The sequence below is a fragment of the Curtobacterium sp. NPDC092190 genome (genome assembly GCF_044755625.1).
In the GTDB taxonomy this organism is placed as follows: domain Bacteria; phylum Actinomycetota; class Actinomycetes; order Actinomycetales; family Microbacteriaceae; genus Curtobacterium.
Genome location: NZ_JBIVRJ010000005.1, coordinates 16,651 through 30,839 on the forward strand (window position 1 = coordinate 16,651; position 14,189 = coordinate 30,839).

Annotated in this window: 18 protein-coding genes; 15 read left to right on the top strand and 3 right to left on the bottom strand. The window is 72.7% G+C overall.

The window, feature by feature from the left end; all coding sequences use genetic code 11:
* The first annotated feature begins 91 nt into the window (after window positions 1–91).
* The 5 genes from ACIQFY_RS12975 (at window position 92) to ACIQFY_RS12995 (ending at window position 4,009) form a co-directional block, all read left to right on the top strand.
* Window positions 92–1,282, top strand: coding sequence for a zinc-dependent alcohol dehydrogenase (locus ACIQFY_RS12975; RefSeq protein WP_066651641.1), 1,191 nt, complete (start codon window positions 92–94; stop codon window positions 1,280–1,282).
* 28 nt (window positions 1,283–1,310) lie between these two features.
* Window positions 1,311–2,369: an NAD-dependent epimerase/dehydratase family protein gene (locus tag ACIQFY_RS12980; protein ID WP_271827014.1), complete on the top strand. Its 1,059-nt coding sequence runs from the start codon at window positions 1,311–1,313 to the stop codon at window positions 2,367–2,369.
* A gap of 175 nt (window positions 2,370–2,544) precedes the next feature.
* On the top strand, window positions 2,545–2,892 hold the full coding sequence (locus tag ACIQFY_RS12985) for a hypothetical protein (RefSeq protein WP_400340407.1): 348 nt from the start codon (window positions 2,545–2,547) through the stop codon (window positions 2,890–2,892).
* A gap of 9 nt (window positions 2,893–2,901) precedes the next feature.
* Window positions 2,902–3,336 (top strand): DUF6314 family protein, encoded by a 435-nt coding sequence (locus ACIQFY_RS12990; RefSeq protein WP_400340409.1) that lies wholly within the window; start codon window positions 2,902–2,904, stop codon window positions 3,334–3,336.
* Between the two features lie 4 nt (window positions 3,337–3,340).
* Window positions 3,341–4,009 (top strand): pentapeptide repeat-containing protein, encoded by a 669-nt coding sequence (locus tag ACIQFY_RS12995; protein ID WP_066651649.1) that lies wholly within the window; start codon window positions 3,341–3,343, stop codon window positions 4,007–4,009.
* Here the strand turns inward: ACIQFY_RS12995 and ACIQFY_RS13000 are convergent.
* Window positions 3,994–4,983 (bottom strand): NAD(P)/FAD-dependent oxidoreductase, encoded by a 990-nt coding sequence (locus ACIQFY_RS13000; protein WP_400340411.1) that lies wholly within the window; start codon window positions 4,981–4,983, stop codon window positions 3,994–3,996. The two genes, ACIQFY_RS12995 and ACIQFY_RS13000, sit on opposite strands and share 16 nt — an antisense overlap.
* A 66-nt stretch (window positions 4,984–5,049) precedes the next feature.
* Between ACIQFY_RS13000 and ACIQFY_RS13005 the strand changes: the two genes are divergently transcribed.
* Entirely contained in the window at window positions 5,050–5,658 is a 609-nt protein-coding gene (locus tag ACIQFY_RS13005; RefSeq protein ID WP_066651653.1) for a helix-turn-helix domain-containing protein, read from the top strand.
* 3 nt (window positions 5,659–5,661) lie between these two features.
* Here the strand turns inward: ACIQFY_RS13005 and ACIQFY_RS13010 are convergent, their stop codons facing one another.
* On the bottom strand, window positions 5,662–6,345 hold the full coding sequence (locus ACIQFY_RS13010; protein ID WP_251154225.1) for a hypothetical protein: 684 nt from the start codon (window positions 6,343–6,345) through the stop codon (window positions 5,662–5,664).
* A gap of 83 nt (window positions 6,346–6,428) precedes the next feature.
* Window positions 6,429–7,193, bottom strand: a complete 765-nt coding sequence (locus ACIQFY_RS13015; RefSeq protein ID WP_209684322.1) for a glycosyltransferase family 2 protein — start codon at window positions 7,191–7,193, stop codon at window positions 6,429–6,431.
* A gap of 199 nt (window positions 7,194–7,392) precedes the next feature.
* Between ACIQFY_RS13015 and ACIQFY_RS13020 the strand changes: the two genes are divergently transcribed.
* The 9 genes from ACIQFY_RS13020 (at window position 7,393) to ACIQFY_RS13060 (ending at window position 14,103) form a co-directional block, all read left to right on the top strand.
* The gene (locus ACIQFY_RS13020; protein WP_400340412.1) at window positions 7,393–8,271 is read left to right on the top strand and encodes a hypothetical protein; all 879 of its coding nucleotides are present in this window, start codon (window positions 7,393–7,395) and stop codon (window positions 8,269–8,271) included.
* On the top strand, window positions 8,268–8,711 hold the full coding sequence (locus tag ACIQFY_RS13025) for a phage holin family protein (protein WP_400340413.1): 444 nt from the start codon (window positions 8,268–8,270) through the stop codon (window positions 8,709–8,711). Before ACIQFY_RS13020 ends, ACIQFY_RS13025 begins: the two co-directional genes overlap by 4 nt.
* Complete coding sequence (locus ACIQFY_RS13030; RefSeq protein ID WP_400340415.1) at window positions 8,708–9,280, top strand: DUF3618 domain-containing protein; 573 nt, start codon at window positions 8,708–8,710, stop codon at window positions 9,278–9,280. The genes ACIQFY_RS13025 and ACIQFY_RS13030 overlap by 4 nt, the downstream gene beginning before the upstream one ends.
* Before the next feature lie 79 nt (window positions 9,281–9,359).
* Window positions 9,360–9,785, top strand: coding sequence for a MarR family winged helix-turn-helix transcriptional regulator (locus ACIQFY_RS13035; RefSeq protein WP_209684316.1), 426 nt, complete (start codon window positions 9,360–9,362; stop codon window positions 9,783–9,785).
* A 54-nt stretch (window positions 9,786–9,839) separates the two neighbouring features.
* A complete protein-coding gene (locus ACIQFY_RS13040; protein WP_400340416.1) occupies window positions 9,840–10,481 on the top strand; it encodes an MBL fold metallo-hydrolase in 642 nt (213 codons plus the stop codon).
* Window positions 10,482–10,529: 48 nt separating this feature from the next.
* Window positions 10,530–11,210 (top strand): HAD family hydrolase, encoded by a 681-nt coding sequence (locus ACIQFY_RS13045; RefSeq protein ID WP_066651668.1) that lies wholly within the window; start codon window positions 10,530–10,532, stop codon window positions 11,208–11,210.
* A 33-nt stretch (window positions 11,211–11,243) separates the two neighbouring features.
* The gene (locus ACIQFY_RS13050; RefSeq protein ID WP_235426426.1) at window positions 11,244–11,726 is read left to right on the top strand and encodes a GNAT family N-acetyltransferase; all 483 of its coding nucleotides are present in this window, start codon (window positions 11,244–11,246) and stop codon (window positions 11,724–11,726) included.
* Window positions 11,727–11,773: 47 nt separating this feature from the next.
* Window positions 11,774–12,397, top strand: coding sequence for a TetR/AcrR family transcriptional regulator (locus ACIQFY_RS13055; protein ID WP_400340417.1), 624 nt, complete (start codon window positions 11,774–11,776; stop codon window positions 12,395–12,397).
* Entirely contained in the window at window positions 12,394–14,103 is a 1,710-nt protein-coding gene (locus tag ACIQFY_RS13060; RefSeq protein ID WP_400340418.1) for an MDR family MFS transporter, read from the top strand. Before ACIQFY_RS13055 ends, ACIQFY_RS13060 begins: the two co-directional genes overlap by 4 nt.
* Window positions 14,104–14,189: the final 86 nt, after the last annotated feature.

Sequence of the window (14,189 nt, forward strand, 5' to 3'; positions counted from 1 at the left end):
TGGGAGGCCACCACGGGGCGGGCGCGTACCGAGGAGGTCACGTGAGCCGTGCCTCCCGGCCGGCCCGAAGCAACGACGAGAGGAACGCGACGTGCGCGCACTCACCTGGCAGGGCACCGAGAAGGTGTCCGTCGAGACCGTCCCCGACCCGACGATCCAGGAGCCGACCGACGCGATCGTGCGGATCACCTCGACGGCGATCTGCGGCTCCGACCTGCACCTGTACCGGGTCCTCGGCCCGTACATCGACAAGGGCGACGTCCTCGGCCACGAGCCCATGGGCATCGTCGAGGAGGTCGGCTCCGCCGTCACGAACCTCAAGGTCGGCGACCGCGTCGTCGTGCCGTTCAACATCTCCTGCGGGCACTGCTGGATGTGCCAGCACGGCTTCCAGTCGCAGTGCGAGACCACCCAGGTCAAGGAGTACGGCACCGGCGCCTCGCTCTTCGGGTACACGAAGATGTACGGCCAGGTCCCCGGCGGCCAGGCCGAGTACCTCCGCGTGCCGCACGCCGACTACGGGCCCATCAAGGTGCCGGACACCGGCGCCGACGACCAGTGGCTCTTCATGAGCGACATCATCCCGACCGCGTGGCAGGCCGTGCAGTACGCCGAGGTCCCCGAGGGCGGCACGCTCGCGGTGCTCGGTCTCGGTCCGGTCGGCCAGTTCGCCGCACGCATCGGCAAGCACCTCGGGTACCGGGTCCTCGCCGTCGACCCGGAGCAGGTCCGCCGCGACCTCGGGGCGAAGCACGGCATCGAGGTGTTCGACCTCGACGACGACATGGTGTCGAAGCTGATCGACCTGACCGACGGGCGCGGCCCGGACGGTGTCGTCGACGCGGTCGGCATGGAGGCGCACGGCAACCCCGTCGCCGGGTTCGCACAGCGCGCGGCCGGGCTGCTGCCCGACAAGCTCGCGCAGAAGGCGATCGAGACCGCCGGCGTCGACCGGCTCGCAGCCGTGCACGCGGCGATCGACCTCGTCCGCCGCGGCGGCACGGTCTCGCTGTCCGGTGTCTACGGCGGCATGGCCGACCCGATGCCGATGATGACCCTCTTCGACAAGCAGATCACGATCCGCGAGGGACAGTGCAACGTCCGCCGCTGGGTCGACGACCTCATGCCGCTCGTGTCCGACCCCTCGGACCCGCTCGGCACCCTCGACCTCACCACGCACCGGGTCTCGCTCGAGGACGCCCCGGAGATGTACTCGGTCTTCCAGAAGAAGGAGGACGGCTGCATCAAGGTCGTGCTCGACCCGTCGATGGCCGCGGCCTGATGACCGCCCGTCCGCTGCGGGTGCGCTGATGCGCGTCGTCGTGGTCGGGGCGACCGGCAACGTCGGGACCGCGGTGCTCCGACGGCTCGCGGCTGCGCGGCTCACCGGTGACGGCCGCGCGGGCGACGAGGACGGCCTGCAGGTCGTCGGCGTCGCCCGCCGGGTGCCGGACGCCCGGGTCGCGCCGTACGACGTCGCCGTGTGGCACGCGGTCGACGTCGGTGGTCCGCGCGCCGTGGACGAGCTGACGGCGGTGTTCCAGGGCGCCGACGCCGTGGTGCACCTGGCGTGGGCACTCCAGCCGACGCACGACATCCCGGCGCAGCACCGGACGAACGTCACCGGGACGGCGAACGTGCTCGCGGCGGTCGCCCGGGCCGGCGTCGGGCAGGTCGTCGTCGCGTCGTCGGTCGGCGCCTACCGCGGTGTCGACGTCGAGGGCAAGCGGACCCCGGTGGACGAGTCGTTCCCCGCCACCGGCATCCAGACCGCCACCTACTCGATCCACAAGGCCGAGAACGAAGCCGCACTCGACGTGTTCGCGTCGCAGCATCCCGGGGTCGTCGTCACGCGGCTCCGACCCGGACTGGTGTTCCAGCGCGGGGTCGCGGCCGAGCTCCGGGGGCTGTTCCTCGGGCACCTCGTGCCGATGTCGATCGTCCGGGCAGCTCGGTTCGCGGTGCTGCCGCTGCCGCTGCCGTTCGTGTTCCAGGCCGTGCACGCCGACGACCTTGCGGACGCGTTCTGGCGGACGATCGACCGACGTGCGGCCGGGGCGTTCAACATCGCGGCGACGCCGGTGCTCACCCCGCCACGCATGGCCCGGGCAGCGGGGATGCTCGGGGCGGTGCGGGTACCGCTCCGACTGCTGCGCGGGATCGTCACGCTGACCTGGCGGCTCCGGCTCCAACCGACGGACGCCGGATGGCTCGACATCGCCGCCGGGGTGCCGATCATGCGGACCGACCGGGCTCGGCGCGAGCTCGGGTGGGTGCCGCAGCACACGGCGGAGGACGCGCTGCGCGAGCTCGTCGGCGGGTTCGCGGACGGGGCGAACGTCGAGGCGTCGGGACCGCTGCGCGGCTGAGGGTCGCGGGCGTCCCTGGTGGGACCGGGCGTCCCTGGTGGGACCGGGCGTCCCTGGTGGGACGGTTCCACCAGGTACGCCCGGAAGCCCCTGCCGTGGCACCTGTTCTGGGAAGCACCGGGCGCGCTACGCTCCAGCCCAGGGCGCGGCCGTGCCCGGCAGGGGAGGGGCTGACATGGCGATCGACGACTTCGGGGTCCCGGGCGGGGAGACCCACAACCCGCTGATCCCGCCCGTGTACGACCTGGTCTGGACCCTCGTGGCCGTCGGCGGCCTCGTCACGCTCCTCGGCGTCGTCGCGGTGATCGTCCTCGTCGTGCACCGGTCCCGACGGATGGCCGCTCGTGGACAGGACCCCCTGCCCCTGCAGGAGGACCTGGCGTACCGGGCGATGCAGAGCGCAGCGTTCGCTCCGGCGGTCTCCCGAGAGCACCGGCTCGCCGAGCTCGACGACCTGCACCGCCGCGGCCTCATCACCGACGACGAGCGCCGGGACGCCCGGGCCGAGGCGCTCCGCGCGTAACCTGGCCGGGTGCTGCCGAGGAGCCCGCTGCTGCCGACGGACCTGCTGGGCGACTGGACGCTCCGCCGGACGGTCGACGACCGCCTCGCGGGTGTGACCGGCACCGTCACCGGGTCGACGACCCTGACGCTGACGACCCCGGACGAGGTGCGCTGGGACGAGTCCGGCACGATGACCTTCGACGGCCGCGTGGTGCCGGTCTCCCGGACCCTCGTCGTGCGCCGGGGCCCTGACGGCCGGTGGACGGTGCACTTCGCCGACGGCCGGGTCTTCCACGACTGGGTGTGGGGCACCACGGTCGAGCACGCGTGCGCGCCCGACGACTACACGGGCGTGCTCGACGGGGACGCCGAGTGCTGGACCGTCCGGTGGCGGGCACGCGGTCCGGCGAAGGACCACCGGCTCGACAGCGTCCTGCAGCGTCGGTCCACCACGGCAGACTGAGCGCATGGCACGCTCCTCGACCGGTACCGCCGCCCCACGGATCACCCCGATCGACCCGCGGGACCTCGACGACTGGGCACCGGCGCCCGGTGACGTCCTGACCGGGGACCGGATCGACGGCAGGCGCATCGACGTGCTCGACCTCGCGGGCGAGCGCCTGCCCGATCTCGAGCTCGAGGAGTGCGTGGTCGACACACTCCGGGCGGACGGCACCGACCTGCGCGGACTGCGCATCCGCGACTCGGTGGTCGAGACGCTCGACGCGCCGGTGTTCCGCGCCTCGAGCAGCGCCTGGCGCGAGGTCCGGGTCGCCGGTGGCCGGGTCGGCTCCGCCGAGCTCTACGACGCGACACTGAACGGGGTCGAGTTCGTCGGCATGAAGCTCGGGTTCGTCAACCTGCGCGGCTCGACGCTCACCGACGTCGTGTTCCGCGACTGCGTGGTCGACGAGCTCGACGTCGCCGACGCCCGGCTGCTGCGCGTGGCCTTCCCCGGCACCCGGATCCGCTCCGTGGAGGGCTCGGGCACCCGCATCGAGCACGTGGACCTGCGTGACGCCGACCTCGACCGGGTGGAGCGGCTCGAGGGCCTCCGCGGGGCGACGATCGGCACCGACCAGCTGTTCGCCCTCGCGCCGCTCCTGGCAGCGCAGGCCGGCTACCGCGTGGAGTGACCGGCGGGCTCCGCGTCGGCGGCCAGCGCCGCCGCGATGTCGGCCTGGACGAGGTCGCCGTGCACCGCGGCACCGGCCTGGGTCCCCGCAGCCGCCGACGCGATGACGGTGGCCATCGGTGACGTGACGTTGCCCGCGGCGTACACCCCGCGGACGCCCGTCTGGCCGACCGCGTCGACGGTGAGCCCACCGCCGAACCGGAAGCCGTTCACGACGACGTCCTCCGCGTGCAGCCCGAGCCCCTCGAGGAACCCGACGCGTGGCTCCGCCGTGCTCGACGCCGCGAGCGCGTCGAGCGCGACGACCTCCCCGGAGTCGAGCTCGACACCGGTCAGGACGCCGTCCGAGGAGCGGACCCGCGTGATCGACGCCTCGACCACCTCGACGCCGCGGGCCCGGAGACCGGCGAGCGCGGTGTCGTCGACCAGTGCGGGGTCCGTGACGAACGCCGTGACCCGGTCGCTCAGCGCGCGGAACATCTGGGCGTGGTGCGCACCGTTCGGTGTGGTGACGAGGACACCGATGCGGCCGTCGCGGACCTCCCACCCGTGGCAGAACGGGCAGTGCACGACGCCGCGTCCCCACTGCTCGGCGAGTCCGGGGACGTCCGGCAGCACGTCGACGGCGCCGGAGGCGACGACCAGCCGGCGCGACGTGACGACCGCTCCGGAGTCGAGGGTGACCGAGAAGCCGACGGGGTCGACACCGGTGCCCTCGGTGGCGGACGTGGCCACGACCCTCCCGGCCGCGACCTCGACGCCGTACGCGGCGACCTCCTCACGGCCGATCCGGGTCAGCTCCGCGGGTGCGACGCCCTCGCGCCCGAGGTAGTTGTGGGCGCCCTCGGCGGGCGCGTTCCGGGGCTCACCCGCATCGACGACGAGGACGGAACGGCGCGACCGCCCCGTGATGAGTGCGGCGGACAGGCCGGCGGCCGAGCCGCCGATGACGATGACGTCGTAGTGATCACGCATGACCGCATCATGGACAGTGGTCGGCGACAACGGCAACGAATCTTGCCGGTGTGGCAACATGGCCGCATGGTGCACGGCCGGGAGGAACGGATCACCCCACCGACGACGGCGCAGGTCGTCGACGCGGTCGGCCCGCGGCTGCGGTCGCTGCGGGAGCGACGACAGGTCACGCTCGCGGCGCTCGCCGCGGAGACCGGCATCTCGGTGTCGACGCTCTCGCGGCTCGAGTCGGGGCAGCGTCGACCGACCCTCGAGCTGCTGCTGCCCCTCGCCCGGGCGTACCAGGTGCCGCTCGACGACCTCGTCGGCGCACCGCAGACCGGCGACCCACGCGTCCACCTGCAGCCCGAGCGGCACGGCGGTCGCGTGGTGATCCCGCTGACGAAGCGCACCGGGGGCGTGCGGTCGTTCAAGCAGCTCATCCCGCCGATGCCGGCGAACGGCGACCGGAGCCTGAAGACGCACGAGGGCTACGAGTGGCTCTACGTGCTGTCGGGACGCCTGCGCCTGCTGCTCGGCGACCGCGACTTCGACCTCGGGCCGGGCGAGGTCGTCGAGTTCGACACGCACACCCCGCACTGGGTCGGCAACACCACGGACGAGGTCACCGAGGTGCTCTGCCTGTACGGGCCGCAGGGGGAGCGGGCCCACGTGCGGTCACGGCCGGCGGGCTGAGGCTCAGCCGAACACGTGCCCGACGACGTCCTCGAGGAGCCCGTCCGTCGGCACGTTCGACTGGGCGATGCGGATGCCGATGTCGCCGCGGGTGAAGTAGGTGTCGCCGTCGGTCACGGGGTACTGCGGGTTCTGCGTGACCTTCTGGCACCGGAGCCCGTCGTCGACGGACGCGCAGTCGAAGCCGGACAGTCCGCGGAGCGCCTCCGTGGCACGCGACGGGACCACGTTCTCGACCTGGATGGTGAGGTTCGTGAGGTCGGCCTCGGGGTCACGCCAGACGCAGTACAACCGTTGCCCGCTCGACTGCCGTGCCGGGGTCAGTGCGGTGCGGGGGACCTCGAGGTCACCGACGACGGCGGGGTCGTTCAGGGCGGCCTCGTCGGTGTACTCGAACGCGCCCGGTGTCACGAGGTCGTCGCACGTCTCCGGCACCGTGCCCGTCGCGGAGGCCGGTGCGGTGCTCGACGGCGGTGACGACGTGTGCGTCGCCCCGGTGCCGGGCGTCCGTGCCGGGGTGGCGCCGTCGGTCGGGGTCGGCGCACCCGACGTCGTCGACGACGAGGACGTGCTCGCGGTCGGGGTGGCGCCGTCACCGCCGTCGCCGGTGCACCCCGACAGGGTGAGCGCGAGGCCCACCCCGAGTCCGATCGTGGCGAGCAGCGTCGTGGTGCGTGTGTGCCGCATCGTTCCGCCCCCGGGTGCGTCGTCAGGTGTCCACCCGACCTCGTGCTGCCGACGGTAGTCGTCGACGCCGCTCGGTGCGCCGGTCAGCGCCGGAGGGTCCAGCGAGCGGTGACCCGGGCCCGGAGCGCCACGCGGCCCCGTCGCGCCCACCGCCGCACCGGGTTCGCCCGCCGGCCGTTGACCCGGAAGGTGTGGAACGCGCGCCGGGTCCGCCGCGCGACGGAGGCCGCACCGGACAACGGCCGCGCCGACACCTCGACGGTGAGCGACCGGGCGGCCACCACGTGCCACGCGGGGTCGAGCTGCATCGAGAGGTCGACGTCGTCGTGCACCTCCGGGTCGTCACGGTGTGCCCGGCAACGGGCCGCGAGCCACGTGGCACGATGCATCGCCATCGCCGAGCCGAACAGCGGAGGACGTCCGAGCGCCGACCACATCAGCACGAAGTACGGACCCATGTAGAGCCCGTCCCACAGGCGGCGCAGGACCCGGCCGCCCTCGCGCGGTCGACCGGGGCCGGTGACCGCCACGACGCCCGGCCGTTCGAGCAGGCGCACCGACTCGGCGATCCATCCCGGCGGCGGCACCGAGTCGGCGTCGAGCCGCGCGATGACGTCCCCCGAGGCGCGGTCGTACCCACGAGCCGAGGCCGAGGCGATGCCGCGCACGGGTTCGTGCAACACGGTCGCGCCCGCGGCCCGGGCGACCTCGACGCTGTCGTCGGTGCTGCCGTTGTCGACGACGAGGACCTCGTGCACGGGGTGCGTCTGCGCGGCAAGTGCGTCCAGGCAGCGTGCGAGGTGCTCGGCATCGTCGAGCACGGGGACGACGACGGAGACCTGCGGCACCCTGCCGATCCTGCCGGAGGCGCGCTGGGCGGACCGTCGGCCCCGCTGCCGCGGTCGACCACGGCCGCCCCTCCGCGTTCCGTGGACGGACCGACCGCGCAGATCGACGTTCCTGTGCTGCAACGCAGCGCCGGTCGCGCACGGTCAGGTCCAGCGCGACGGGTGCCGTACCCGCCGCGACCGAACCGGAAGGCCGACCATGACCACGAACCCACCCGGGAACGACTCCGGGACGCCCATCCACGACCGCACCGCGGCTGCCGAGGGACACGAGGTGCACCCGGGCGTGACGGTGCCCTCCTTCGGCACCCCCGCGCCGCGCGACACCGATCGCGACTTCGACGACGTCCTCCGGCCCGACGGCTTCGACGACGTCGAGCCGCTCGACGCGCTGCCCGCCGACGAGCAGCTCCCGGCGACGCCGTCCGCCGCCGGCGCGTCGGCACCGCTGCACGACTCCACGACGACGAGCACGGGCACCGGCACCTCCACCGGCTCCGTCCCGCCCGTCGGCGGGGCCACCGCCACGAGCACCGGTGCCGGTGCCGGCGGCGGCAGCAGCGACGGCGGCAAGGCCGACGCAGCCAAGGGTGCCGCGCAGGACGTCGCCGGCGACGCGAAGGACAAGGCCGCGAACGTGGCCGGCACCGCGAAGGAGCAGGCGTCGAACGTCGCCTCCGAGGCGACCGACCACGCCAAGCAGCTCTACTCCCAGGCCTCCGACACGCTCAAGGAGCAGGCGGCCGGGCAGCAGGAGCGCGCCGCCGGAGGGCTCCGCAGCCTCGGCGAGCAGCTCGGCCGCATGGCCGACAAGGACGACGAGCAGGGCATCGCCGCGAAGGTCGTCCGCGACCTCTCGAACCGCGCGGGCTCCGCAGCCGGGTACCTCGAGAACCGCGACCCCGGCTCGCTCCTCGACGAGGTGAAGTCCTTCGCCGCGAAGCGTCCCGGCACGTTCATCGCGCTCGCCGCGGGCGCCGGGATCCTCGCCGGACGCCTGACGAAGGCCCTCGCCACCGAGGTCAAGCACGAGAAGGAGGCCGGCGAGACCTCGACCGGCACGGGGAGCGGCGTATGAGCCACACGGTCCCGGGCGCGACCCCGCTCGGTGAGCCGACGCCCGAGGAACGCGCGGCCACGACGCCCCTGGGCGAACTGCTGACCGACGTGTCGAAGGACCTGTCGTCGCTGTTCCGCCAGGAGGTCGCCCTCGCCAAGGCGGAGCTCACCGAGTCCGCGAAGAAGGCGGGCAAGGCCGGCGGCATGTTCGGCGGCGCCGGGCTCACCGCCCTGTTCGCCCTGCTGTTCCTGTCGATCGCCGCGTGGTGGGGTCTCGGGTACCTCATCGGCAACGCGTGGTCCGCCGTCCTGATCGCCGTGGTCTACGCGATCGTCGCCGCGATCCTCGCCGTCCGGGGGCGCAAGGAGATCAAGGAGATCCAGGGCGCCCCGCAGACGGTCGAGACCGTCAAGGAAGTCCCCGAAGCACTGAAGCCGAACACCGGGAGGAAGCCATGAGCACCCCAGAAGAGATCCGTGCCGACATCGAGCGCACCCGCGGTGCCCTCGGGTCCGACGTCGACGCCCTGGCCGACAAGGTCAACCCGTCCTCGATCGCGCACCGCCAGACCGACCGGGTGAAGAACCGTTACCAGGGCGTCCGCGACTCGGTGATGGGCTCGGCGCACTCCGCCGGCTCGAGCGTCTCGGGGTCTGCCTCGGGTGCGACCGACCGGGCGAAGGACGTCGCGCACGAGGGCGTCCAGAAGGCGAAGGGCAACCCGCTCGCGGTCGGGCTCATCGCGTTCGGCGCCGGGTGGCTCGCCTCCTCGCTCATCCCGACGTCCGACAAGGAGGAGCAGCTCGCCGGTGAGCTCAAGGACAAGGCGGCGCCCCTCGTCGAGGACGTCAAGTCCCAGGCGAAGGACGTCGGTTCGCAGCTGGGCGACGTGGCGAAGGAGCACGCGCAGGACCTCAAGGGGACCGCGCAGGACGCCGCGCAGACCGTCAAGGACGAGGCGCAGGGCGCCGCGTCCGACGTCCAGGAGCACGCGAAGGGTGCTGCGGACGACGTGCGCAGCAGCTGACGTCACCCCGTGACGGACGGGAGGCCCGTGGCGACGCCGCCACGGGCCTCCCGTCCGTTCCGCGGTAGCGTCGGGGCCCATGGACCCGATCGACGAACTCGCCGCCGAGTTGCGCCAGTCGATCGGCCGCGTCGTGCGCGCGGCCCGGCGTGAGGGCGACAGCCTGCCGCCGGCGCACTCGACGACGCTGGGGTTCCTCGGACGTGAGGGGCCGATGACGATCGCGGAGCTCGCCCGGCGACGCGGCGTGAAGCACCAGGGGCAGTCCCGGACCGTTGCGGAGCTGACGAGCCAGGAGTACGTCGAGCGGACCGTGTCCGAGACGGACCGACGGGCGTCGGTGATCCGCATCACCGATGCCGGCCGCGCCGCGCTGCAGCGGGACATGGACGGGCGCGCGGACTGGCTCGCGACGGCCGTGCGTGCGGAGCTCGACGACGACGAGCGCGCCCTCCTCGCCCGGCTGCCCGACATCCTGGAGCGTCTGGCGCGCCGGGCTGACTGACGGCCCCTCCGGCAACCGGTCCCATTTGTACAACAGTGTTGTACAGTTGGCGACATGCAGCTGACGAAGTACAACCACGCCACCGTCGTCCTCGAGCAGGACGGCGCCTCGCTCGTCATCGACCCGGGCTCGTTCACGCCCGAGTCCGCCGACCTCGTCGCCCGGGCCACGGTCGTCCTCGTCACCCACGAGCACGCCGACCACTTCGCCGTCGACGCGATCCGTGCGGGTCTGGAGCGCAGCGCCGACGTCGTCGTCCACGGTCCGGCGTCCGTCGTCGAGCAGCTCGGCGACCACGACGGCCGCGTCCGCACGGTCGCCGCGGGCGACACGGTCGAGGTCGGGCCCTTCCGTGCCCGGGTCTTCGGGGAGGAGCACGCGGTCATCCACCGCGACATCCCCACCATCGCGAACGTGGGCTACCTGGTGAACGACGCCGTCTTCCACCCGGGCGACGCCTACCTCGTGCCGGACGTCCCGGTCCGGACCCTGCTCGTCCCGACGAGCGGGCCGTGGGCGAAGACCGGCGAGGGTGTCGACTACGTCCGCGCGGTCGCACCGGAGCGCGTGGTGCAGATCCACGAGCTGCTCCTCAGCGAGGGCGGTCAGGAGATGAACGTCCGGATGTTCGGCACCGAGGGCCTCGGTGGCGTCCCGGCGTCGATCCTGCCCGTCGGTTCGTCGATCGACGTCTGATCGCGCGACCCTGGGTCGCACCGGTGGTCGTGGGAGCAGGCTGGGCGGATGCCTGATGCTCCCTCGACCGCCGTCCTCTTCGACATCGACGGCACCCTCGCCGACTCGAACTACGCGCACGTCGACGCGTGGTGGCGGGCCTTCCGCGCCGCCGGCGAGTCCGTCGACGCGTGGCGGATCCACCGGGCGATCGGCATGGACTCCGGGCGCCTGCTCGAGGAGCTGCTGCCCGACGCCTCCGACGAGGTCCGCGACACCGCCAAGCAGTTCCACACCGCCTACTACTCGGAGCACATGCCGCAGCTGCGGCTGCTGCCCGGGGCGCGGGAACTGCTCGAGGCGGTCGCCGACGCCGGCCACGCGGTCGTGCTGGCGACGAGTGCGCCCGAGTCGGAGCTGTCGGTGCTGCGCGAGCTGCTCGACGCGTCCGCGTGGGTGACGGCCGAGACGAGCTCGGAGGACGTGGAGCAGGCGAAGCCGGACCCCGGGATCATCCAGGTCGCGCTCGACAAGGTCGGCGTCGCTGCGGATCGCGCGGTGATGGTCGGTGACGCCATGTGGGACGTCGAGTCGTCGGGGAAGGTCGGGCTGCCCTGCGTCGGTGTGATGACCGGCGGGATCGGCGGCGACGAACTCCGCGGGGCCGGTGCCGCGGCCGTGTACGACGACGCAGCCGCCGTGCTCGCCGCGTTCCGGGCGGGCGAGGGGCCGATCGCCGCGCTGGCCTGAGTCCCGCCCCGGTGCGTGCGAGGATGGACGATCGTGATCACGATCGAGCGCGTTGCCTGGGACGACCCTCGTGGAGTTGCCCTCCGCGCCACCATGGACGACGAGATGCACGAGCGCTACGGTGACGGGCACGCGGACGAGGACCCGGCCGTCACCGCCGAGCGGAACCGTGTGCTGGCCGTCGACCCGGCGACCGTGATCACCTCGTTGCTCGCGATCGACGAGGACGGTTCTGCCCTCGGGCACATCGCCGTCCGGCACCTCGGCGACGAGGTCGAGCTGAAGCGCCTGATCGTCCTCGCCGCCGCCCGCGGCAAGGGCGCCGCCACCGCGCTGCTCACCGAGGGCGAGCAGGTCGCACGCGAGCAGGGCGTGTCCCGCGTGATCCTGCAGACCGGCGACAAGCAGCCCGAGGCCGTCGCGCTGTACCGCAAGACTGGGTGGCAGCAGATCGACGTCTACGAGCCGTACGCCGCGACCATGCCCTGGTCGTTCTGCTTCGCGAAGGCGCTGTAACCCGTCCTCCTGTTGCACTCTCAGCATCAGAGTGCAATTCTTGCTCGGTGAGCCCCACCGAACGCACCCGCACGCTGCGCCGACGCATGGTCGTCGAGGCACGCCGGGCCACGATCGAGCACGGTCTGCACGGCTTCACCATCGAGCAGCTCTGCGAGACGGTCGGCGTCTCCCGGCGCACGTTCTTCAACCACTTCGCGTCGAAGGACGACGCCGTGCTCGGCATCGAGCAGGGCGCCATGTCGGAACTGCTCGCGGCGTACGCCGACGGCTCGCTCGTGCCGACGGACCTCGACCCGCTCGGGTCGATCGTCGCGCTCGCGATCGAGCAGATGCACGTCGTCGGGCTCGACCGCGCCGACGAGGCCCTGGTCCGTCGGGTGTTCGACGCCGAGCCGCTGATGGTCGCGAAGTACCTGGCGGCCGCGGACGTCCAGCTCGCCGCGGTCGGACAGGCCGTGCGGGAGCGCTTCGGGTGGACCGACCCGGACGATCGACGGGCCCAGCTGGTCGCCGAGGCGGCCGCGGGCCTGCTCAAGGTCACCGCCGGCACCTACTTCGACGACGCCTTCGACGAGTCGACCGGGCCGTCGTTCGACGCGCTGCTCACCGACAACCTCCGCCAGCTCAGGGCGGCCATCACCACCACCGGACAGGACCACACCGCATGAGCGCCACCGCGCAGGGCACGAAGCGTGCCCGACCCGGATCCGACGGACCGCTGCTGCTGACGCAGCGACGCATCTGGATCATCTTCTCCGCCCTCATCGCCGGGATGCTCCTGTCGAGCCTCGACCAGACGATCGTGTCGACGGCGATGCCCACCATCGTGGGCGAACTCGGCGGCGTCGCGCACCAGGCCTGGCTCACGACCGGGTACCTGCTCGCATCGACCATCGTGATGCCGATCTACGGCAAGTTCGGCGACGTCCTCGGGCGCCGCAACCTGTTCCTCGTCGCGATCGCCCTGTTCACGATCGCGTCCGCCGGCTGCGCCTTCGCCGGCGACTTCACGCAGCTCGTCGTCTTCCGCGCGATGCAGGGCCTGGGCGGCGGTGGCCTGATGATCCTGTCGCAGGCGATCATCGCCGACATCGTCCCCGCCTCGGAGCGCGGCAAGTACCTCGGCCCGCTCGGCGCGATCTTCGGCCTGTCGGCGATCGGCGGCCCGCTGCTCGGCGGGTTCTTCGTCGACCACCTCACCTGGAACTGGGCGTTCTACATCAACATCCCGGTCGGCATCGCGGCGTTCTTCGTCGCCTGGTTCGCGCTGACCCTGCCGACGAAGAAGGCCGAGAAGCGGATCGACGTGCTCGGCGTCGTGCTCATGTCCGCCGCGACCACCTGCCTCGTGTTCTTCTCCGAGTTCGGCGGCAGCAGGGACCACGGCTGGGACGCCCCCGAGACGTGGGCCTGGTTCGCCGGACTCGTCGTCTCGGCCGCGCTGCTCGTGCTCGTCGAGTCGCGCGTCGAGGACCCGGTGCTGCCGATGTCCTTCTTCCGCAACCGCACGTTCCTGCTCGCGACGGGCATCGGCCTCGTGCTCGGCATCGGCATGTTCGCCGCGATCGGGTTCGTCCCGACGTTCCTGCAGATGGCGTCGGGCACCTCGGCCGCGGTGTCCGGCCTGCTCATGCTGCCGATGATGGTCGGCCTCATCGGTACGTCGATCGCGTCCGGCAACCTCATCACCAAGACCGGCCGTTACCGGGCGTTCCCGATCGTCGGCACGGTGCTCGTCGCGCTGGCCATGCTCGCCATGACGCAGCTCGCCGCGGACACCCCGATCTGGCTCATCTGCGCCTACCTGTTCGTGTTCGGCGCGGGGCTCGGGCTCATCATGCAGGTGGTCGTCCTCGTCGCGCAGAACGCCGTGCCCGCGGAGCAGGTGGGGACCGCGACGTCGACGAACAACTACTTCCGCGAGGTCGGCGCATCACTGGGCACCGCCGTCTTCGGCGCGCTGTTCACGGCACGGCTGACGAGCGCGCTGACCGACGTCTTCACCTCGGCCGGCGGGTCCGCCACCGACGCGGCGTCCTCGGCGGGCAGCATCGACCCGGCCACCGTCGCGAAGCTGCCCGAGGCGGTGCAGGACGGCATCGTGAACGCGTACGCCGACTCCCTTGCGCCGGTGTTCTGGTACCTGCTGCCGTTCATCGCGATCGCGTTCCTGCTCGCACTGTTCCTGCCGCAGATCCGCCTGTCGGACACGGCCGGCATGGTCGCCCGTGGCGAGGCGGTCGGCGGCGCCGAGGCGGACGAGCTCGAGCGTGCGCAGCGGGCCGGGACGGCCGGGTCGGCCGCGGCTCCGTCGCCCGGCCAGGCATCGGAGCGCGGCGAGACGCCGGTGTCGGGGCGGGACACCTCCGCCTGACGCGGGCGCTCCGTGCGCTGAGACGCCGGCGTCGGTGCGGGACGCCCCGTCCGTCACGGGGGCTCCGTGCGCCGAGACACCGGCGT

What these genes read in the sequence shown, in the direction of transcription:
- ACIQFY_RS12980 (WP_271827014.1), top strand. Translation starts at nt 1,311, where the DNA reads ATGCGCGTCGTCGTGGTCGGGGCGACCGGCAACGTCGGGACCGCGGTG.
- ACIQFY_RS12985 (WP_400340407.1), top strand. Translation starts at nt 2,545, where the DNA reads ATGGCGATCGACGACTTCGGGGTCCCGGGCGGGGAGACCCACAACCCG.
- ACIQFY_RS12995 (WP_066651649.1), top strand. Translation starts at nt 3,341, where the DNA reads ATGGCACGCTCCTCGACCGGTACCGCCGCCCCACGGATCACCCCGATC.
- ACIQFY_RS13000 (WP_400340411.1), bottom strand. Translation starts at nt 4,983, where the DNA reads ATGCGTGATCACTACGACGTCATCGTCATCGGCGGCTCGGCCGCCGGC.
- ACIQFY_RS13005 (WP_066651653.1), top strand. Translation starts at nt 5,050, where the DNA reads ATGGTGCACGGCCGGGAGGAACGGATCACCCCACCGACGACGGCGCAG.
- ACIQFY_RS13010 (WP_251154225.1), bottom strand. Translation starts at nt 6,345, where the DNA reads ATGCGGCACACACGCACCACGACGCTGCTCGCCACGATCGGACTCGGG.
- ACIQFY_RS13020 (WP_400340412.1), top strand. Translation starts at nt 7,393, where the DNA reads ATGACCACGAACCCACCCGGGAACGACTCCGGGACGCCCATCCACGAC.
- ACIQFY_RS13025 (WP_400340413.1), top strand. Translation starts at nt 8,268, where the DNA reads ATGAGCCACACGGTCCCGGGCGCGACCCCGCTCGGTGAGCCGACGCCC.
- ACIQFY_RS13030 (WP_400340415.1), top strand. Translation starts at nt 8,708, where the DNA reads ATGAGCACCCCAGAAGAGATCCGTGCCGACATCGAGCGCACCCGCGGT.
- ACIQFY_RS13035 (WP_209684316.1), top strand. Translation starts at nt 9,360, where the DNA reads ATGGACCCGATCGACGAACTCGCCGCCGAGTTGCGCCAGTCGATCGGC.
- ACIQFY_RS13040 (WP_400340416.1), top strand. Translation starts at nt 9,840, where the DNA reads ATGCAGCTGACGAAGTACAACCACGCCACCGTCGTCCTCGAGCAGGAC.
- ACIQFY_RS13045 (WP_066651668.1), top strand. Translation starts at nt 10,530, where the DNA reads ATGCCTGATGCTCCCTCGACCGCCGTCCTCTTCGACATCGACGGCACC.
- ACIQFY_RS13060 (WP_400340418.1), top strand. Translation starts at nt 12,394, where the DNA reads ATGAGCGCCACCGCGCAGGGCACGAAGCGTGCCCGACCCGGATCCGAC.